This is a genomic window from Pseudomonas fluorescens group sp. PF-69, assembly GCF_054481235.1.
This window is the reverse complement of sequence record NZ_JBTMNC010000001.1, coordinates 963486-984071: the sequence shown is the minus strand read 5'-3', so window position 1 is coordinate 984071 and position 20586 is coordinate 963486. Positions and strand designations below refer to the sequence as shown.

Genomic DNA, 20586 nt, shown 5'->3' with positions numbered 1-20586 from the left:
AGTTGATATGAGTATTTTAGTGCCAAGTTATGAAGAGAGTCAGTTATTTTTTAGGGCTGCGCAGATAGCACCAATTGTCGAGGTGCCAAAAAGCCGCAGTTTGTCCGATGAAAAAGAAGGTGTCGCTCAGCAGGATCTGCTGGTGGGTAACGAAACGCCCTCCGTGATCGGTTTTGCAGATAACCTTGATGAAGATAAAAGGCAGGCAGCGGCGGACAGCATCCATTTTTCCGAGCGTTATGCAAATTTCAACTCGGACATCAAGGAGAGGCCCGTTGAATGGCATGCGAAATACAGTGAAAGCATGCGGCATTGTGGTTGGACGCTGACCAATAGCAAGTATGTGGACCATGTCAGCAAACAAGTCGATGTGACAATGGAGTCCATTGTCCTGGATATGATTGCAGCGGTTGCTGGCAGGAATGCAAATGCCATGTTGACGCTGTTGCAAGGGGCTTTCGATAAGATCAAGTCGGAAGAGTCATTAATTAATTTGTTTGATAGCAACAGCAAAAAAGGAAAAAATGCAGAGTTTCGGATTGTACCGTGCCTGCAATCATCCGAGGGTGCCGCGATAACAGCGTTCCTGGCTGTCGACTGTGAACTTCAGACACAACAAGGTGGTGCCTGGTTCTGGAAATGGAAACTGTCCAACTTGAAAATGAAAAAAGTGGCGACCATGGTGGAACTGAATATGCTTATGCACGAACGCAGGCGAGATTTCATCTATGAGGCGCTTGATAAGAGCTCTGAGGAGTTCTTTAGTGGTGTCAAACTTAAGTAAGAGTGTAGGGCCGGGTTGCTCAGGGAGCAACCCGCTTTGACTTTCCGGAGTTGTTGAAATGATCAAGGATGATATTTGTCTGGTGGCAGGTAATTTGCTTTTGGTTGCCGGTGGATTTTCGCAACGGTTGCGCGAGGATCTGCTTGACTCCGTACTTTTTTCTCAGTTGTATGCAGGTGCGAAAGTTGTGAAGTGGTCGGATGCCGAAAGCTGGTATACGGAATGCGCCACTGCGATGGAAAGGGTCAAATGGCAGCGTACAGTCTATAAAAACAGCAGTTTTGAACCAAAAGATGATGCCGGGTTTTCAATACGGGACTCTGTTGTAAACCAGGTGCATTCTCTTTTTGGCAAAAATCTGGTCGAGAAGTTCGAGCAGTTAATCAACTGCATTGAGCATTCGTTCGTCGAGGAGGCGGCTGGCAGGGTATTGCGAGAGCATGCCGTGGCCACTGAAAAGACATCGGATGACGCTGATTTTTCGACTATTGCCCTGCAGATGGGGGTCTTGGGGCCAGGCCCTGTTCTTTATTCCGGGTTTGTATGCTTTAAAACTTCCGAAGAGGTTGAGGTCGACTTTTTGAATCAGTGTTTTTCCGGCACGCATATTGTGGGCGAAGTCAGTATCGACTTTGCGAAGCAACAGCTGGATCGGGCTGCTTTTGAAAGAAGTCGGATGCGGGAAAAAATAATCGCTCAACTCCCTGACTCAAGAGACGGTCTGATTCTTGAGCTCTGCCCAGGATGCATTGGTTGATCTGATTGGATCTGCACGGCGGTTCAAAGGGGCGTGGGCTTTACTTGGTTTTGTAGCCACTGCCCAAAGCGCGGACTCAACGCAAGGCATGGCCCGAAATCCGCGCCTCTTCCTCCAGCCACGCAAAAAACGCCCGCACCGGTGGATGCCGCTCGCGTCCCGGTACGCACAAGGCGCTATAACCAGCGCCATCCACTTGAACCTCCCCCCGATAAGGCACCAGCAACTCGCTGGCCACGCTCTCTGACACCAGGATATTGCTCGCCAGTACCAAACCTTGCCCGGCAATCGCCGCTTGCAGGGCGTAATGCTCTTCGTCGTATTCGCGCATGGCCGGCTGGCCGGCCAGCCAGGGTTCGCCAGACTGTGCGCACCAGGCTTCCCAGCCATGGGAATAGAGCCGGGAGTTGTGCCAGCGCACGCTGATCAGCGTCGGTGCGCGGTGGGAGGCCAACGCCACTTGTTCGGGTGAGCCATATACGCCGAATGACTCGTCGAACAGGCACAGCCCATACAGGTTCGGATAGTCGGCAAGGCTGTAACGCAGCACCAGATCGACGCTGGCGTCCTGATGCAAGTCGATGACTTCGCAATGGGTGTCCAGGCGCAGGTTGATGTTCGGGTGTCGCGCATAAAAGCGTCCCAGGCGCGGCACCAGCCACAGGGCGGCGAAGGCCGCGGTGGTGGATATCGTCAGGCTGCTGCCGCTGCGTTGCGGGCGTAGCGTATCGATGCTTTGCGCCACGTCCAGCAGTGCGCCGTGCAAGCTGTGGAACAGCCGTTCGCCGCATTCGGTCAGACGTACCTGCCGCGGCAGGCGTTCGAACAACGGCACGCCGAGCCAGGTTTCCAGCGAGCGGATCTGATGCGATACCGCTGTCGGCGTCACCGAGAGTTCCTCAGCGGCGGCCTTGAAGCTCAACAGGCGAGAGGCGGATTCAAAGGCCCGCAGGGCGGTCAGTGGTAATGAGGCGAACATCGCGTACTCCATGGATGAAATGGATTCATCCAGACTGATTTTTGCTCATTTGAAGCAGGACAGCTAAGAGCTTCAAGCTGAAAGCCATAAGCAGTTTGAGTTTAAACCTGGAGGATATTCAGATGAGTAAAATTCTTGCGATTCATGCCAGTCCCCGTGGCGAGCGTTCTCACTCCCGGCGCCTGGCCGAGGTTTTTCTATCGGCCTTGCAGGCGCGAAATCCACAATGGCACCTGACCCGCCGCGAAGTCGGGCGGGCGTTGATTCCTCCGGTCAGCGAAGCTTTCGTGGCCGCCGCGTTTTACCCCGAGCCCGAAGCGCGACCGTTGTCGATGCAGGCGGACCTGGCACTCAGCGATGAACTGGTCGGCGAATTGCTGGGCCACGATGTGCTGGTGATCTCCACGCCGATGCACAACTTCAGCGTGCCCAGCGGCTTGAAAGCCTGGATCGATCAGATCGTGCGCCTTGGCCTGACGTTCAATTACACGCTGGACAACGGCGTAGCTCAATACGAACCCCTGGTGCAGGGCAAAAAGGCGCTGATCATCACCAGTCGCGGCGGGTTCGGTTTTGGTCCGGACGGCGAGTTGGCCTCGATGAACCATGCCGATACCTTGCTGCGCACGGTGCTGGGTTTCATCGGTATCACCGACGTCACGGTGGTCGCCGCCGAAGGGGAAGAGTCCGAAGCACGCACTTTCGCGGTGTCCGCCGCCGAGGCTGAACGGCGTCTACTGGCGCTGGTCAGGGCGTTTTAGATGGCCTGGGTGTGTCTGCTGATCGCGGCCGGGTTTGAAGTGACCTTCGCCATGGGCATGAAATACGCCGAGGGCTTCACGCGGCTCTGGCCGTCGCTGGTGACCGTCGTGGCGGCGGTGGGCGGAATCTACTTCCTGACCCTGGCCATGCGCGAGTTGCCGGTGAGTATCGCCTACCCGATCTGGACCGCCATCGGATCACTGGGCACAGTGTTTCTCGGGTTTGCACTGTTGGGCGAAAGCCTGACTCTGATCAAAGTGCTGTCGGTCGGACTGATCGTCGCCGGGGTGCTGGGGCTGAAGTAGGCTGGATGGCATAAACTGTTGTATGAGTTGTCATCTTTGCTGGCGATGCTAGGCGAGTCTTTTACTTTGCGCCTTGCATCAGCTCACTGTTCATCAGGATGTCCGCCCATGTCGCAAGATTCTGCCCCGCGCTACCCGCTGGTGCTGGTTCCGGGAATGCTCGGGTTTGTCCGGTTGCTGCTCTACCCTTATTGGCACGGGATCATTTCCGCGCTGCGTCAGGGTGGGGCGGTGGTGATTGCGGTACAGGTCTCGCCGCTGCACTCCAGCGAAGTGCGCGGTGAGCAACTCCTGGCGCGGATCGACGAGATCCTGCGCGAAACGGGGGCCGAGAAGGTCAACCTGATCGGTCATAGCCAGGGCTCGCTGACCGCCCGATACGCCGCCGCCAAACGCCCCGACCGGGTGGCGTCAGTGACGTCGGTGGCCGGGCCCAATCACGGCTCGGAGCTGGCGGACTACCTGCACGAACACTATCCCCATGACAGCGTCAGAGGGCGGATGCTGAGTAGCCTGCTACGGTGGATCGCGGCGCTGATGAGCCTGCTCGAAACCGGCTATCGCGGGCCTAAGCTGCCGGTGGATATCCATGCGTCCCATCATTCACTCACCAGCGCAGGCGTGGCGTTGTTCAATCAACGTTATCCACAAGGCCTGCCCGAGTGTTGGGGCGGGCACGGACCGGAAGAGGTCAACGGCGTGCGTTATTACTCCTGGTCCGGGACCTTGCAACCGGGCAAGACCGACCGGGGGCGCAATCCGCTTGATGGCACCCATCGCAGTTGCCGGTTGTTCGCCAAAACCTTCGTTCGCGAATCCGGGTATTGCGACGGGATGGTCGGGCGCTACAGCTCGCACCTTGGAAGGGTGATTGGTGATGAGTTTCCGCTGAACCATTTCGACATCGTCAATCAGCCCTGGGGATGGGTGGGCAAGGAGGCCGAACCGATCCGGCTGTTTGTCGAACATGCGGCCCGGCTGAACGCGGCAGGCCTTTAGACCGCGTTCTTGTTCATCGCGGGCCACATGGCGCGATCCCTGTGGGAGCGTGGCTTGCCCGCGATGAGGCCAGGTCAGGCAACGCTTGTCTTGCGGCCCAACACCGTGGTCCACCGCTCGGACAGAATCACCCCGCCCAAGGTCAACAATCCGCCCACCAGGTGATACAGCGCCAACTGCTCATGCAGCACCACCGCCGCAATCAGCGCGGTGATCAACGGCAGCAGGTTGAAAAACAACGTGGTCCGGCTCGGTCCCAGGCGCACCACGGCCTGCATCCACGCCAGGGGGGCGACCATCGAGGCCAGCAGGCAGGCGTACAGCACCAACGGAATGTTCTGCAAAGTCGGGCCGACTTTCGGTGAGGCGAGAAACAGTGGAAACAGCACCACCACCGCGACCAGTACCTGCAAGTACAGCAACACCAAGGGCGGCAAGCGCAGCTGCCATTTTTTCAGCAGCGTGCTGTAGATCGCGTAGGCCAGGGTGGCGATCAGCATCATCGCATCGCCCAGGTTCACACCATGCTCGAGCAGTACACCCAGGCTGCCGGACGAGATCACCACCAACACCCCGGCAAACGACAGCACCGCACCGGCCAGTGCGCCCATGGTCAGGCGCTGGCCGAGGCTGATGATCGCCATGGCCAGTGACATCAAGGGCATCAACGACAGGATGATGCCCATGTTGGTGGCCGAGGTCAGGCCCGCGGCGAAGTAGGCCAGGCTTTGGTAAACCGCCATGCCGAGCACGCCGAGGACAAAGATCTTGCCCAGGTTCGGGCGGATCACCGGCCAATGGGCGATCACCGGTTTGAGCATGAAGGGGGTGAACAGCAGTCCGGCCAGCAGCCAGCGGTAGAAGCCGATCTCGGCGGGGAAGATCGCCCCGGCCGACATTTTGGTGATCACGGTGTTGCCGGCCCAGATAAAGATGGCCAGCAGGGGATACGCGTATTGCATCAGGGAAAAACCAGAACGTTAATGAAGGGTGATTATCCCCTGTCTGGATGCAAGCCTATACTTCGATCCAGACAACCCGCCCCTGATTCCGGACAGCATGAACCGAAAACACATCGACCTGCTGGATTTCAGCGAACTGCCTTCAGCGGTCTACTTCCGCTACGCCGACTTCGATACCCATGAATTCGCCGCGCCGCACCGTCACCCTTGGGGCACGCTGGAGTATGCGGCCCACGGGGTGTTGCACATGGACGTCGACGGCAGCCGTTTCATGTCGCCGCCGCAATATGCGGTGTGGGTGCCGCCGCAAATCGAGCACAGTTTCTACAGTCATCAGCCGATCAATTACCGCGCGGTTTGCCTGGCGCCGACGGTCTGTGCCGATCTGCCACAGCAGGGTTGCACGCTGGCCATCAGCGACATCCTCAAGGCGATCCTCAAGGACTTCGCGACCCGGGATGTGAAGATCCCCGAGCGGGAAGCGGACAAACGCCTGGCCCAGGTATTGGTAGACCAGTTGCAACAGGCGCCGGTGCATGAGTGCTACTTGCCCTACGCCAGCACGCCCGGGCTGCTGAGCATACTCGAAGCGCTGCAAGCCGAACCCGGGGATAACCGGCCACTGGCGGATTGGGCCGGGCAAATTCATGTCAGCGAACGCACCCTGGCGCGGCAGTTTATCCGCGAGCTGGGCATGAGTTTTGGTGAATGGCGCCAGCGTTTACGGTTTTTGTCCGCGATAGAGGCGCTGGACAGCCAGCGCAGCATTCAGGAAATCGCCTTTGATATGGGGTACAGCACCGGATCTGCATTCATTGCGATGTTCCAGCGCCAGGCCGGGTGTACGCCTGACTACTACCGGCGCAACAAGATGTTTTAACGAACTCATCGAGAGGAGGCGTTTATGTCTGGAGGAAGGTGTAACAAGGCTTGACTACACTCCTCGGGGAGGCTGCATCGTTCGATGCGGCGACAAGGAGAAAACTCCATGAAGATAGTGCGTGTCCCGTTGTTGATAATCGGTTTGCTGCTCTGTTCCCAGGGCTTCGCTGCCACTGAGCAACAGAACAAGATGACTACCTGCAATGCCGAAGCTACCGCTAAAAACCTCAAGGGCGATGAGCGCAAAGCCTTCATGAGCAATTGTCTGAAAGCCGCGCCAGCAGCCAACGATGCCGGCAAAGCCCTGACCCCTCAGCAAGAGAAAATGAAAACCTGCAACGCCGACGCCACCGCCAAAGCCCTCAAGGGTGACGCGCGCAAGGCGTTCATGAGTGATTGCCTGAAGAAAAAATAAACATTCAGCTGACAGTGTGGGGGGCGATGAGGGCCTCTTCGCGAGCAGGCTCGCTCCCACAATGGAACTGAGCACACAGGACAAAATGTGGGAGCGAGCCCGCTCGCGATGGGGCCGGTCAAGGCTCTGCAAAAAAAGCCAGAACTTCCCGACCAAGGCCGTCCCACACAATCTCTAGTGCTGCCACCGGATCGCTGGCAGACTGCCCATCCTTTTACGCCGTTCGTTTTGAGGCTGTATGCCAACGTTTTCTCAGCGTCAAGTGTTGCTGGTCATCAGCTGGGTCATCATTTTCGGCGGGCTGCTGCTGGTGATTCCGCTGCGGTTGCTGCCCAGCCTGCTGGCCGGGTTGCTGGTGTTTGAACTGGTCAACATGCTCACCCCGCAGCTGCAGCGGCTGATCGAAGGGCGGCGCGCGCGCTGGCTGGCCGTGGCGTTGCTGGGGACATTAGTGGTCAGTGTGCTGACGCTGATCTTCGCCGGCGCCATCAGTTTTCTGCTGCACGAGGCGGAAAACCCAGGCGCTTCCCTCGACAAATTCATGCACGTGGTCGACCGCGCTCGCGGACAGCTGCCGCCGTTCATCGACGCTTACCTGCCGGCCAGCGCCGCCGAGTTTCGCGTGGCCATTGGCGAGTGGATGAGCAAGCACCTCAGCGACTTGCAACTGGTGGGCAAAGACGCTGCGCACATGTTTGTGACGCTGCTGATCGGAATGGTGCTGGGCGCGATCATTGCCTTGCAGCGCGTTCCGGATCTGACCAAGCGCAAGCCATTGGCCGCGGCGCTGTTTGATCGCCTGCACCTGCTGGTCCAGGCGTTCCGCAACATCGTGTTCGCGCAGATCAAGATTTCCCTGCTCAATACATTCTTTACCGGGATTTTTCTGGCGGTGATCCTGCCGCTGTTCGGCATCAAGCTGCCGCTGACCAAAACCCTGATCGTGCTGACCTTCCTGCTGGGACTGTTGCCGGTGATCGGCAACCTGATGTCAAACACCCTGATCACCATCGTCGGCTTGTCGCTGTCGATCTGGGTGGCCGTGGCGGCATTGGGGTATCTGATCTTTATCCACAAGCTCGAATACTTCCTCAACGCGCGCATCGTCGGCGGGCAGATCAGTGCCAAGTCGTGGGAGTTGCTGTTGGCGATGCTGGTGTTCGAGGCCGCGTTCGGCCTGCCGGGGGTGGTGGCAGGGCCGATTTATTACGCGTATCTGAAGAGCGAGCTGAAGCAGGTGGGGATGGTTTGATCGGGAAATGTATTGCCTGATCTGACGTCATCGCTGGCAAGCCAGCTCCCACAGATATGACGTAGCCGCGAGAACGGCGCTGTACCTGTGGGAGCTGGCTTGCCAGCGATGGAGGCGACTCGGTGTCGGATCAGCCCATCGGGCCGTAGCGCTTGGCCGCCTCGATCGCCAGGCCACTGCCGATGCTGCCAAAGATGTTCCCTTCCACGTGCCGCGCATTCGGCAGCATCGCCGAAACGCTGTTGCGCAGGGCCGGAATTCCGCTCGAACCACCGGTGAAGAACACGGTGTCCACCTGATCGACCCGCACATCGGCGTCCGCCAGCAACCGGGTCACGCTGTCGCGCACGCGCTCGAGCAGGTTCTCGATGGCTGACTCGAACAGTGCACGGCTCAATTCCACGCTCAGGCCCGGTTCGATGCGGTCCAGGGCTACGTGGCGGCTGTCGGCATGGGTCAGCTGGATCTTGGTTTCTTCCACTTCCATGGCCAGCCAGTGACCGGCACGTTGTTCGATCAACTTGAACAGGCGATCGATGCCACCGGTGTCTTCGATGTCATAACGCATGCTGCCCAGCGCCAGGGTCGACTTTTGCGAGTACACCGAGTTGATGGTGTGCCAGGTCGCCAGGTTCATGTGGTGGCTGGTGGGCATGTAGGCGCCGCTCTTCATCCGGCTGCCGTAGCCGAACAGAGGCATCAGGCCCTGCAGGCTCAGCTGCTTGTCGAAGTCGGTCCCGCCGATGTGCACGCCACCGGTGGCCAGGATGTCGTCGTGACGGTTGTCGTGGTTGCGACGTTCCGGGGACAGACGCACCAGGGAGAAGTCCGAAGTACCACCGCCGATGTCGACAATCAGCACCAACTCTTCTTTTTCGATGGTCGACTCATAGTCGAATGCTGCAGCGATCGGTTCGTACTGGAAGGACACGTCTTTGAAGCCGATGGCGCGGGCCACGTCCACCAGGGTGTTTTCCGCTTCCTGGTCGGCCATTTCGTCGTCATCGACAAAGAACACCGGGCGACCCAGCACGACTTCTTCGAATTCCCGACCAGCGGCAGCCTCGGCACGCTTCTTCAGCTGCCCGATGAACAGCCCGAGCAGGTCCTTGAACGGCATCGCCGTGCCCAGCACGCTGGTGTCGTGCTTGATCAGCTTGGAACCCAGCAGGCTCTTGAGCGAGCGCATCAGGCGCCCTTCGTAGCCTTCCAGGTACTCGTGCAGCGCCAGCCGACCGTACACCGGGCGGCGTTCTTCCATGTTGAAGAAGACCACCGAAGGCAGGGTGATCTTGTCGTCCTCCAGCGCGATCAGCGTTTCCATGCCAGGGCGAAGCCAGCCGACGGTGGAGTTGGACGTGCCAAAGTCGATGCCGCAGGCACGGGCTGGAGATGCGTTTTTCATGTCTTTCAAGTTCCGGTTAAAAAACGGCCGCGCAGTGTATGTCAGTGCGGCACAGAATCGAAGGCCGACCATCCGCTAAATCTGCCGATCAACCGCTTGAAAGACGCGCGATCACCCCCAAACTACCCTGCATCAACCGGACAGCCGCAGGGCAATCGCAAGAAGTCCCGCCGGCTGCCGATAAACTTATGAAGCGCTGCCCGGTCACAAACTTGAGATCGGTCAAACTCTGTGCGGCAAATAAGGCGCATGCTGTGTCAGGTGGCGCGATTTCGATAACGGATGGTGATTCCCACGATGGACTTCAAAGACTATTACAAGATTCTCGGTGTGGAGCCGACCGCAGACGACAAGGCGATCAAGGCCGCCTATCGCAAGCTGGCGCGCAAATACCACCCCGACGTCAGCAAGGAAAAGGACGCCGAGGCCAAGTTCAAGGATGCCTCCGAGGCCTATGAAGCGTTGAAAAGCGCCGACAAACGCGCCGAATACGACGACTTGCGCCGCTATGGCCAGCATGGTCAACCGTTCCAGGGGCCGCCAGGCTGGCAAAGCCGTGGCGGTTTCGGTGGCGGCGGTCAGGACACTGGCGATTTTTCGGACTTCTTCAGTTCGATCTTCGGTAACCGTGGCCCCGGCTTTGGGGGGGCAGAGTCGCGTCGCAGCAGCGGGCGTCGAGGACAGGACGTGGAAATGGAACTGGCGATTTTCCTGGAGGAAACCCTCTCGAACGAATCGAAGAAGGTCACCTTCCAGGTGCCGCAATACAACGCCGCCGGCCAGCACGTCAGCAATACCACTAAAAGTCTGAACGTGAAGATCCCCGCCGGCGTGACCGACGGCGAGCGCATTCGCCTCAAGGGCCAGGGCGCGCCGGGTGTCGGTGGCGGCGCCAATGGCGACCTGTACCTGACCATCCGTTTCGCGCCGCACCCGAAATTCGATGTCGAAGGCGAAAACCTGATCATCACGCTGCCGTTGGCCCCCTGGGAACTGGCCCTGGGCACCGAAGTGGCCGTGCCGACCCTGACCGGCAAGATCAACCTCAAGGTGCCGGCCGGCAGCCAGAACGGCCAGCGCATGCGCGCCAAGGGCCATGGCCTGCAGAGCAAGGCCGGCGAGCGTGGTTACCTGTTCGTGCAACTGAAGGCCGTCATGCCGAAAAAATCGGACGATGAGATCAAGGCCCTGTGGCAGGAACTGGCGAAAAAAGCCGCGTTCGACCCGAGAGAAAATTTCTGATCCAAGACCCGGAGTAGCCCGTAATGAGCAGCCCTCTGATCGTTCAACTGGACCTGGCCGAATTCTGTGAGGCGACCGACCTGTCGGACGTCTACGTGATCGAAATCGTCGAACACGGCATCCTCGAACCCCAAGGGGGCACGCCGAAGGATTGGCGCTTCACCGATTACGAACTGACCCTGGCCAAGCGCGCCGCCAAGCTGCGGCGCGATCTGGAACTGGAATGGGAAGGCGTCGCCCTGGCGCTGGACCTGCTCGAAGAGGTGCAGCAACTGCGGGCGGAGAACCGGATGTTGCGGCAGCGGTTGGGGCGGTTGGTGGTGGAGTAATCGGAACACCGAATCTGTGGCGGGGGCACTTGGTCCCTCGCCACAAAAAGTCCACCGGTCACAACGGCTTTAAAGCTTTCTGGGCAATACCACCGTAAACCGCGTGCCGTCCTCTTCATTCGAACTGACTTCAATCGTCCCCTGGTGAGCGTTAACCACCTCCTTGACGATAAACAACCCCAATCCCAGGCTGGTTGAAGGCTGACCCAGTTGTTCGTCGGCGCTGCGCACCAGCGGGTCGAAGATGGTGGCGATGGCGTCTTCGGAAATAGGCGATCCGTGATTGTGCACCGTTAGACAAACGGCGTCCGGCTCGCCCTTGAGGGTCACCGTCACGTCGCGTTTGTTCGAGCCATGCTGCAAGGCGTTGCCGATCAGATTCTGCAACAACTGAGCGATGCGCCCCGGATCCCAGTTACCACGAACGTCGCCCAGTACTTCCAGGGTCGGATCAGACTCCGGATTGCCCGCACAGGCCTCGGCAATCACCGCATGCGCCGCTTCGGCCATGTCCATGGGGGCGGGTTCGATCGGCAGGCTCCGGCCCAGGCGGCTGCGCACCAGTTCCAGCAAATCGCTGACCATCACCGTCATATGGCGCGTGCCACGCTGGATGTGGGTCACGCAGGCCAGGGCATCGCCCTCGAGTGCGGTTTTGCGCAACAGCAATTCAGTGGACATGCTCACCGCTTGCAGCGGCGCGCGCAGGTCGTGGCCGAGGATCGCCAGAAAGAGGTCCCGTGAACGATTGACCTGCTCGGCATAAGCGGCGGTGGACTCGGCCAGGGCTTCGTCGATGGCTTCGTTGAAACGGATCATGTCCTGGAAGTAGGCCATGTCGGGGGACACGAGGCTGGCGACCCACAGGCGGATCACACAGGCGCGCAAATGGCGAAATTCGCTGGTCATCTGCACCAGGTCGAAACCGACGTTGTGACGCAATTCGCCGTGGCTGGCGCCGGCCTGGTCCAGGCTCGGGGTTTTTTCCGGGCCTTCGCCCTTGGCCTTGGCCGCTTGTTCACCGGGCGTTTGAGGCATGGTCATGTCCCGCGCGGCGGCCAGCAGGATCGCCTTTGCATGATCGCGTAACGCGGCACTGTCCATGAGCTCGGCGGCAGGGGTGATGGTTTCGGCGAACAGCTCCCATTCATCGACGATGCGATCGACATGTAACACGATGAATTCGGATAGACGCATGGCAGGTACCTGAGCATGAAACATGGAAGATCGACTCGAATAGTAGCCCCTTTGGCGAGAAATACACGACCGCTCATTCAGTGGCATGGCCGGCCACTTTTGTGGCGGTACATACCTATTGAAGGCTCCTTGATTTTCGAAGCGTGCAGGCCATTTCAGCGCCTTGGCCCAACAGTTATTTGGTCTTTTTTTTCGAGGGAGGATCAATAAGCTGTTGATTCCTATCCTGTCATCAAGGTGATTGAACAGTGTCTGATTTGCATGGAAGCAACTCGCGGGCAACGCCCGCCGAAAACAAGGGTGTGCATTACGGTCGTGTACTCGACGTGATACCTGGCGCGATCAAACAGGCGTCGATGTCGAGATTGAAAAGCCTTGAAACACTGAGGCCGGAGCCCCCCCAGTGGTACAGCGCTGCACGGGAAACAGACCGCCAATACCTCAAGCAATTGATCGAAGAGCAGGGGCGCCTGCAAGGCGTACTGGACAAGACCCTGGGCGATTTGCAGCACGACATCCAGGCCTTCGCCGAGCCTCTGCTCAGTGCGTCGATGCAGGCGAACTTCAATGGCGTGAAGAATATCGACGCCTTGAGCGTGCAACTTGAAGTTGCCGACAAAATTGCCTTTGTCATCGACACCGGGGCCACTCGCGTTCGGCAGTCCACGCTGCTGGAAGCGGCGCTGCACAATTTCGAGGAAGCAGAAACCGCTGAAGACGCCTGGCGCACCAGCTCCGGCCTCTATCGCAAGGACGAGCGCGGCGTACTTGCGCTTGAGTCCGCGATTTCCTTGCCCCGGTTTGCATCGATGTGCCGCAACCTCGACATCGGCGGACAGTACCAGCGACATATCAAATCCATCCTGCTGCCGGCGACCGCCGAGGCCCGGCGCGCCTTGCAGGACGCATCGGTGGCCAGTGAAAAAGCCACTTTTCAGGTGGCGTCACTGGTCGCCCGCTTGAAGGGCGATATCAGCGACCATGCCTATGGCAAGCTCATGCAAATACGCCAGAGCGAGGCCAATACCACGCTGTACGACCGGCCATTGCACTGCCACCGATTGTCGCTGATGGGCTTTCGGTTGACCGGCATCGTGCTGTTCAGTGCCGTCAGCGATCCGTCGAAGGTCAAGCAGGCGATTGATGCCTTGACCCCCGAATGGGTGAAATTCTGGAGCGAGTGGTCGCAGCGCATCCCGGTATTGCCCGGCGCGGAGTACGAGCGGTTCAAACTGCTGCAGGCGTTTTTCGCCAACGGCCCCCAGGGCCTCAACGATGAGCTTTTGCGCCGCGACGACATCTACCATCAGAGCCGTTTGTCCGGCCCTGTGATCGCCTATGTGCCGGATGATCCGGAACATCCGCTCAAGGAATACCCGTCGCTGACCGCATTCATGAAAACCTTGCTCGGGCAGCTGCGCGACACGCAATACCAGGCGTTTTTCAGCCGGTTCGTGGCGCAAAAGGACAAGGGAGTGTTTTTCAGCCGGGTCAACGAACGCCTCAAGACGGTGACCTGGCAGCAACGCGAACCGCTGGACATGGGGCCGTGGTGGCGTGAAACGGCGGTCGAGAATCCCGATGCAGAACCCATTACCAATCAGATCACCGGCGATCTGTGGGCGACACTGTTCATTGAGCGCCGGGACAAGGCCATCGCCGATGCCCGACGCATCGCGGTGCCGACCGACGACGAGGACGCCAACGCCCGCTTCAAGCGCCTGACCAGTTACCTGGACATCGGCTGGAACCTGTTCAATTTCGCCGCCATGCTGGTACCCGGCCTGGGCGAGGCGATGCTGGGCATCATGATTGCGCAGATGCTCGCCGAGGTGGCCGAAGGTACCGAAGACTGGAGCAAAGGCGACAAGGAAGAGGCCTCGGCCTACTTCAATGGCGTGCTGATCAACTTTGCGCAGTTGGCGCTGATGGGCGCCGGTCATGCATTGCCAACCGGCCAGCTGACGCCGATCAAGGTCTCGCCCTTCGTCGAAGGGCTCAAGCCTGTGGAGGTCGCTGGCAAGCCGCGTTTATGGAACCCGGACCTGACGCCGTATGAGCAATCGGTGACCCTGCCCAAGGAGGGCGTCGTCGGTGAAAAAGGTTTGTACCGGCATCAGGAGCAAGACCTGCTGCGCCTCGACGACAAATGCTACGAAGTCAAACAGGACCCCAACACCGGCCAGCATCGCCTGCAACATCCCACCCGCGCCGACGCCTATCAGCCCTTGCTGGCGCACAACGGTGCCGGCCTGTGGAAGACCGAACTCGATCAACCGCTGGAGTGGGATCGGCGCCAATTGCTGCAACGCTTGGGCGCCCCGGTGGATGGGCTCACGGATCAAACCCTGGAGCAGGTTCTGACCGTCAGTGGCGTTCACGAAAATGCATTGCGCCGGCTGCACGTGGAACACGAAACCCTGCCCGCGCTGCTGACCGATACCTTCAAGCGCTTCAAGGCCTACGCCGATGCCGAAGCCTGTGCAGACCTGATACTGGACGGTCGGATCGGCCAGGAGTGGGCCGATTATGTCGTGCGCTTCATGACCGAACTGCCGGGCTGGCCCGAGGGCAAAGCCATCGAAGTGTTCGAGGGGCCGGGCCTGTCGGGGGCGGCGATCAAGGAGGGCTATGCCGAGGCGTTGCCGGCCGACACCTTGCAGATAACCTGGCAGGATTTGCTGGCCGGTGCGCTGCCGAAACGCGTGGTCGGGTTCCTGGATGAACAGGCCCTTCGCGAAATGCTGGGGCAGTGGTATGCGGGGGATTCAAAGGCGCGCATCAAGGCCTTGCGCGATCGCCTGGCCGATCAGGCGCGGAGCAGTAAAAGGCGTTTGTTCGACAAACTGTACGAGCGCCGCGAGCGTACGGACGATTCCCGTGTGAGCTTGCTCAAGGGGCACGAGTCGTCGTTGTCGACCAGCGTGGCGCAAGCGCTGGTGGATCACGCACACCCCTCGGACCTGCAACATCTGGCCGAGAAAAAACGCGTGCCCTTGAGGCTTTCCCAGCAGGCCGGGGAAGCGGCGCACCAGCTTCGAGTGGCACGAGCCTATGAAGGCCTGTACCTCGGCGAACTGCACACCACGGACACTGAGCGTCTGGAGCTGCACTCTCTGGCAGCCCTGCCTGGCTGGCCTGCGGACCTGCGTCTGGAAATTCGCGACTATTCATTTTCGGGCTCGCTGCACGACAGCCTTGGCCCGCAGGACGCGCCGATCCGCAAGGTGCTGATCCGGGGCGATGATGGCCGCTATGAAGCTCGGGACGCGCTCGATCAACACCTGCACGGTGCGGACACGCTCTATGCCGCCGTACTGCACGCATTACCCGACCCACAGCGCATCGACCTGGGTTTTGAAATCCATGATGCCGCCGGGCTTGAGCAAGCGATAAAGACAACACCACGGGATCGATCGTTGTTCGAGCCTGTGCTGCGGGAAAACCCCGTGCTCAAACCGTCCTACGACCCCAGCGTCATGCGCTTGCGCGGCGGCATGCCGGGTTATGCGCAGGCCCCGCGTGGCATGGGACTGCGGCGGCGGGCTCGCTCGCTGTATCCGGGCTTTAGCACTGAAGAAGTCGAAACAATGCTCAGCAAGTTCAATCAGAACGGTGGTTCGGCCCATGAACGACTGACCGCGTTGGAGGCCGAGTTCAATCAGTTGAATCGCACGATGCAAAACTGGATGAACTTACCGACCCGGTCTTTTCGTTTCACGCCGTCAGGGATTGCCGAGTGGCGCGCGCGCGACCGCCTCTACAAAGCCATAAGGCAGTGCTGGCAGCGAACCGGGCCCGAGGGCGTGCAAGTGGCGGGTGCCGTGCATACGCAATGGCTGAATCTGGACGACCTGCCTTTGCTTCCTCGGCTCCTCGAGACGCTACCGAAACTGGAGGCCAACTTCGATCATGTCACCAGCCTGAGCCTGCGCAGCGGCGAGTTGCGCAACGAGCACATGACCTTTCTCGATTCGTTTCGCCAGGTGCGTTATCTCAACCTGCAAGACAACCTGCTGACCGCCGTTCCCGAGGCGATCGGTGAGATGAGTCATCTGAGTGACCTGTCCCTCAATGACAATCGCATAGAGCTGGATGCATCGGCAGTGGATCGCCTGAAAAATCGGGTTCATCTGCGCTCGCTGGGCTTGCGTGGCAACCCCTTGAAGCTTGTGCCGAACATCAGCCGGATGCCGCAGTTACAGGTGATTTTGCTCGACGAAACGGGCCTGGACACTTGGCCTGTCGGGCTGTTTTCCCAGTCGCGGCCGCGCAGTATTTACCTCGATCTGCGACGCAACCCGATCACCCTCATTCCTGAGGTCGCACCGGGGTCGTTTCGTGCCGAGTTGCTGGCGCGCACGGTGATCAGCCGCGAGCCGCGCTGGATTTCGCCAGAGAACCTCGACACCCTCAGGTCCTATATTGAATCGGTCGGCATGGACCCGGACCGGCCATACCCGCCACGCGGCACGCTGGACAGCGCCGACTGGGCGGCAGGCATGACCGAGCGGCAGTGGCAGCAGAAGCAGGAAATCTGGAACGAGGTCGAGGACGAGTTCGACTCGGTGCCGTTCTTCAATGAAATCCGCAAACTCACCCAATCGGCCGACTTCACGGCGGGCGACGCCTATAAGACGGACCTGACCGCCAAGGTCTGGCGCATGCTCGAGGCCATGGCCAAAGACAGCGAACTGCGGATCAAACTGTTCAACGAGGCCGCAACGCCCACCGCCTGTGTAGATGGCGGCACGCAACTGTTCAACGCCATGGGCCTGCAGGTGCTGATTCATGAGGCCCACGCCCTCGCCAGCGCGGACCTGATCGAGACTCGGCTGCTGGAGCTGGCCCAGGGCAAATCCAGGCTCGATGAACTGGGCGCCATCGCCCGTCAACGGGTGGCGTCACGATTGGCGGAGGGGGAGCGGTTCCGGCGACTCGACGGGCAGGGCAATGTCATCGGCACCATCGATGAAGTGGAGGTTCACCTGGCGTACATGACCGATCTGGCTGAGCGCCTGAACCTGCCATGGCAGGCCCGGGGCATGCAGTTTCGCAAGATCGCCGGGGTGACCAAGGAGATGATCGACGCGGCGTTCCGGCGAATCGTGGCGCTGGAGGAGGGCGATTTGCTCACGGATCGAATCCTTGAACAGCCCTTGTGGAAAACCTGGCTGGAGTCTTCCAACGCTAAAGAACTGGACAGTTTGAAGCGACAGATCGACGCGACCACGGAGTTGCAGGATGCGTTGCAGCGTCGGTCCGAGACGGTGGAACCGGCCGCCAGGGCGGATCTGGACGTGGAGATCAAGGCGCTTTGCCGCGAGTTGAACCGCGACGAAAACGCCTTCAGCGAAGGGCAGGTCATGAGTGATGAGGACTACACCCAGGCATTGACCGACATCGACGGGCAGATCCGGCAAACGCTGAAATCGATCACTCGACAAGCGATCAAGCGTGCCCGGTTACCGCGGCTTGAGCTTCCATCCGCTCAATAACCGCGAACCCGACAACAATCAGTAACCTGTGGCGAGCGAGCGTGCTCGCCACAGGTTTTTTGTATTCACGCGCGATTGTCCAGGACCCGGTTCACCGCCAGCTCACTGAGCATGATCACCTGCTGAAGCGCCAGCATGGCGTTGCGGTTCGCACCGTCCAGCATCCCGGCAAACTCGCTCGCCATCACGCTCGCCGACGCCAATGACTCACAGGCATGGGCCAACAGGGTTTCGTTGTCGACATCAGGTGCAACGACAAAAATGGTCCGGGCCGTACGCGTGGCGGCCGTCACCGGGACGTTGGGTTTGAGGTAATAGTCCAGTGCGCGGTCGACGGCGGGGTGGAGCTTTCTTGACGGCGTGCAGAGGTGCGCATCGGTGCTTTGAGGTTCTGATCCAGCGGGTGTGTCGGTGACGTTGGGCATGGTGAGTCTCCGTGGTAGGTCTGGAGGTGCCACGCTACCCCCCTGACTTCCGACGGCCAACCCTAAAAAAGCGTCGGACGCGTCCTCGATTTTTCATGGTTTTTCATCGTTTCTAAACGTTTCCTTTTCGCCGGTTAAACGGTGCTCGATGGGCTTGTTTAAGCGCTGTCAGCATGACTTCATTCAGGCTACAAAAGCTTGTGCCGTTGCCTACAGTTGCGCCAGAATCCGCCGGCTTGTGCGCCTTGGTGCGGGTCTCTATTGTTTTGCGGCCACTGCCCATCAGTGGTCGGGTTTAGTCGCCCGTCGATGTCAAGACGCACACTGCCTCTGTCAGTCAGGTATCCCATCCCTGCACTTGATGGCGGCTGTGCGCAGGGCGCTTCGGCGCGCCGATTTCTTGGCTCATCGGTCTGCTAACCTGCGCGCAGCTGCGTCCCTATCGTTTAGCAGCGAACGGGTTGCGGCCTCACTCTTGCGAGGACCAGCTGACCCGTACGGCAGAAAAAGCAAACCCGATGGCGGTCGCCCTCCATCGGGTTTTTCTTTGGACGAGCGGCTCGCACTCAGAACAGGAAATACCGCTGCGCCATCGGCAACACATCCGCCGGTTCACACCACAACAACACGCCGTCGGCCTTGACCTGATAGGTCTGCGGGTCGACGTCGATGTTCGGCAGGTAGTCGTTGTGGATCAGGTCGGTTTTCTGCACTTTGCGACAGCCTTTGACCACGGCGATTTTCTTCTTCAGGCCCAGGGCTTCGGGCAGGCCGGCCTCCTGTGCGGCCTGGCTGATGAAGGTCATGCTGGTGGCGTGCAACGAGCCGCCGTAGCTTGCGAACATCGGGCGGTAGTGCACCGGTTGCGGGGTCGGGATCGAAGCGTTGGCGTCGCCCATCAGGCTGGCGGCGATGGCGCCACCCTTGAGGATCAGCGTCGGTTTGACCCCGAAGAACGCCGGGCGCCAGAGCACCAGGTCGGCCCATTTGCCGACTTCCACCGAGCCCACTTCATGGCTGATGCCGTGGGTGATCGCCGGGTTGATGGTGTACTTGGCGATGTAGCGTTTGGCGCGGAAGTTATCGTTGCCTTCACCGTCGCCGGGCAGCGGGCCGCGCTGCTTTTTCATCTTGTCGGCGGTTTGCCAGGTGCGGGTAATGACTTCGCCAACCCGGCCCATGGCCTGGCTGTCGGAGCTGATCATCGAGAACGCGCCGAGGTCGTGGAGGATGTCTTCGGCGGCAATCGTCTCGCGGCGGATTCGGCTTTCAGCGAAGGCCACGTCTTCGGCAATGCTCGGGTCCAGGTGATGGCAGACCATCAGCATGTCGAGGTGTTCGTCGATGGTGTTGCGGGTGAACGGCCGGGTCGGGTTGGTGGAACTCGGCAGCACGTTGGCGAAACCGCAGGCCTTGATGATGTCCGGGGCATGACCACCGCCCGCGCCTTCGGTGTGGTAGGTGTGGATGGTGCGGCCCTTGAAGGCGGCGAGGGTGGTTTCGACGAAGCCGGATTCGTTGAGGGTGTCGGTGTGGATCGCCACCTGCACATCGTACTGGTCGGCGACGTTCAGGCAGTTGTCGATGCTCGCGGGCGTGGTGCCCCAATCCTCGTGCAGCTTCAGGCCGATGGCGCCGGCCTTGACCTGTTCGATCAACGGCCCCGGCAGGCTGGCGTTGCCTTTGCCGGTCAGGCCGATGTTCATCGGGAAGGCATCGGCGGCTTGAAGCATCCGCGCCAGATGCCATGGGCCGGATGTGCAAGTGGTGGCATTGGTGCCGGTGGCCGGGCCGGTGCCGCCGCCGATCATGGTGGTGACGCCGCTCATCAGCGCTTCTTCGATCTGCTGCGGGCAGATGAAGTGGATGTGGGTGTCGATGCCGCCGGCGGTGAGGATCATGCCTTCGCCGGCGATGACTTCGGTGCCGGCGCCAATGGCGATGGTGACATCGGGCTGGACATCCGGGTTGCCGGCCTTGCCGATCGCGGCGATGCGCCCGTCCTTGAGGCCGACGTCAGCCTTGACGATGCCCCAGTGGTCGATGATCAGCGCGTTGGTGATCAGGGTGTCGACCACGTCGGCGGCGAGCAACTGGCTCTGGCCCTGGCCATCGCGGATCACTTTGCCGCCGCCGAACTTCACTTCTTCGCCGTAGGTGGTGAAGTCTTTTTCCACTTCGATCCACAGGTCGGTGTCGGCCAGGCGCACCTTGTCGCCGACGGTGGGGCCGAACATGTCGGCGTAGGCCTGACGGGAGATTTTCATTCGTTTGCCTTGAGATTCAATTGAATTTGAAATCGTTCGCTGCGCTCACTTTCGCGAGCAGGCTCGCTCCCACAGTTGATCGCATTCCCCTGTGGGAGCGAGCCTGCTCGCGAAGGGGCCGGAACA

Annotated in this window: 17 protein-coding genes; 11 read left to right on the top strand and 6 right to left on the bottom strand. The window is 59.9% G+C overall.

The annotated features are described in order from the left end of the window. Nucleotides 1-7 precede the first annotated feature (7 nt). Both ACX3YF_RS04510 and ACX3YF_RS04505 read left to right on the top strand, forming a co-directional pair. Nucleotides 8-784, top strand: coding sequence for a hypothetical protein (locus ACX3YF_RS04510; RefSeq protein ID WP_130206318.1), 777 nt, complete (start codon nt 8-10; stop codon nt 782-784). Nucleotides 785-842: 58 nt separating this feature from the next. Continuing rightward, nucleotides 843-1541 (top strand): hypothetical protein, encoded by a 699-nt coding sequence (locus ACX3YF_RS04505; RefSeq protein ID WP_458943754.1) that lies wholly within the window; start codon nt 843-845, stop codon nt 1539-1541. Between the two features lie 76 nt (nt 1542-1617). Here ACX3YF_RS04505 and ACX3YF_RS04500 read toward each other — a convergent pair whose 3' ends face one another. Then, a complete protein-coding gene (locus ACX3YF_RS04500; protein WP_448645721.1) occupies nt 1618-2532 on the bottom strand; it encodes a LysR substrate-binding domain-containing protein in 915 nt (304 codons plus the stop codon). Between the two features lie 110 nt (nt 2533-2642). Here ACX3YF_RS04500 and ACX3YF_RS04495 point away from each other — a divergent pair, with 110 nt between their 5' ends. From ACX3YF_RS04495 to ACX3YF_RS04485, 3 genes are all read left to right on the top strand, one after another. Then, a complete protein-coding gene (locus ACX3YF_RS04495) occupies nt 2643-3281 on the top strand; it encodes an FMN-dependent NADH-azoreductase (RefSeq protein WP_196584643.1) in 639 nt (212 codons plus the stop codon). Next, complete coding sequence (locus ACX3YF_RS04490; RefSeq protein WP_130206326.1) at nt 3282-3587, top strand: DMT family transporter; 306 nt, start codon at nt 3282-3284, stop codon at nt 3585-3587. A gap of 108 nt (nt 3588-3695) precedes the next feature. Continuing rightward, complete coding sequence (locus tag ACX3YF_RS04485) at nt 3696-4586, top strand: esterase/lipase family protein (RefSeq protein ID WP_130206328.1); 891 nt, start codon at nt 3696-3698, stop codon at nt 4584-4586. Between the two features lie 74 nt (nt 4587-4660). On the opposite strand, the gene ACX3YF_RS04480 is transcribed toward ACX3YF_RS04485, so the two are convergent. Then, complete coding sequence (locus ACX3YF_RS04480; protein WP_458973462.1) at nt 4661-5548, bottom strand: DMT family transporter; 888 nt, start codon at nt 5546-5548, stop codon at nt 4661-4663. 97 nt (nt 5549-5645) lie between these two features. Between ACX3YF_RS04480 and ACX3YF_RS04475 the strand changes: the two genes are divergently transcribed. From ACX3YF_RS04475 to ACX3YF_RS04465, 3 genes are all read left to right on the top strand, one after another. Then, nucleotides 5646-6428, top strand: a complete 783-nt coding sequence (locus tag ACX3YF_RS04475) for an AraC family transcriptional regulator (RefSeq protein ID WP_130206332.1) — start codon at nt 5646-5648, stop codon at nt 6426-6428. 108 nt (nt 6429-6536) lie between these two features. Beyond that, a complete protein-coding gene (locus tag ACX3YF_RS04470; RefSeq protein WP_449104637.1) occupies nt 6537-6845 on the top strand; it encodes a PsiF family protein in 309 nt (102 codons plus the stop codon). Between the two features lie 238 nt (nt 6846-7083). Next, the gene (locus ACX3YF_RS04465; RefSeq protein WP_047536867.1) at nt 7084-8097 is read left to right on the top strand and encodes an AI-2E family transporter; all 1014 of its coding nucleotides are present in this window, start codon (nt 7084-7086) and stop codon (nt 8095-8097) included. A 130-nt stretch (nt 8098-8227) separates the two neighbouring features. Here ACX3YF_RS04465 and ACX3YF_RS04460 read toward each other — a convergent pair whose 3' ends face one another. Beyond that, the gene (locus ACX3YF_RS04460; protein WP_130206336.1) at nt 8228-9502 is read right to left on the bottom strand and encodes an Hsp70 family protein; all 1275 of its coding nucleotides are present in this window, start codon (nt 9500-9502) and stop codon (nt 8228-8230) included. Nucleotides 9503-9799: 297 nt separating this feature from the next. On the opposite strand from ACX3YF_RS04460, the gene ACX3YF_RS04455 reads away from it, so the two are divergent. Beyond that, entirely contained in the window at nt 9800-10744 is a 945-nt protein-coding gene (locus ACX3YF_RS04455; RefSeq protein WP_130206338.1) for a DnaJ C-terminal domain-containing protein, read from the top strand. A gap of 23 nt (nt 10745-10767) precedes the next feature. Then, nucleotides 10768-11073 (top strand): chaperone modulator CbpM, encoded by a 306-nt coding sequence (locus ACX3YF_RS04450; RefSeq protein WP_130206340.1) that lies wholly within the window; start codon nt 10768-10770, stop codon nt 11071-11073. 69 nt (nt 11074-11142) lie between these two features. On the opposite strand, the gene ACX3YF_RS04445 is transcribed toward ACX3YF_RS04450, so the two are convergent. Beyond that, nucleotides 11143-12270, bottom strand: coding sequence for a sensor histidine kinase (locus ACX3YF_RS04445; RefSeq protein WP_458943750.1), 1128 nt, complete (start codon nt 12268-12270; stop codon nt 11143-11145). A 248-nt stretch (nt 12271-12518) separates the two neighbouring features. Here ACX3YF_RS04445 and ACX3YF_RS04440 point away from each other — a divergent pair, with 248 nt between their 5' ends. Continuing rightward, nucleotides 12519-17768 carry an NEL-type E3 ubiquitin ligase domain-containing protein gene (locus tag ACX3YF_RS04440; protein ID WP_458973461.1) on the top strand — a complete coding sequence of 1750 codons (5250 nt, stop codon included), beginning with the start codon at nt 12519-12521 and terminating at the stop codon, nt 17766-17768. Between the two features lie 65 nt (nt 17769-17833). Here ACX3YF_RS04440 and ACX3YF_RS04435 read toward each other — a convergent pair whose 3' ends face one another. Next, entirely contained in the window at nt 17834-18193 is a 360-nt protein-coding gene (locus ACX3YF_RS04435) for a DUF6124 family protein (protein WP_130206346.1), read from the bottom strand. A 566-nt stretch (nt 18194-18759) separates the two neighbouring features. Beyond that, the gene (ureC, locus tag ACX3YF_RS04430; RefSeq protein ID WP_458973460.1) at nt 18760-20460 is read right to left on the bottom strand and encodes an urease subunit alpha; all 1701 of its coding nucleotides are present in this window, start codon (nt 20458-20460) and stop codon (nt 18760-18762) included. Between the last annotated feature and the right edge of the window lie 126 nt (nt 20461-20586).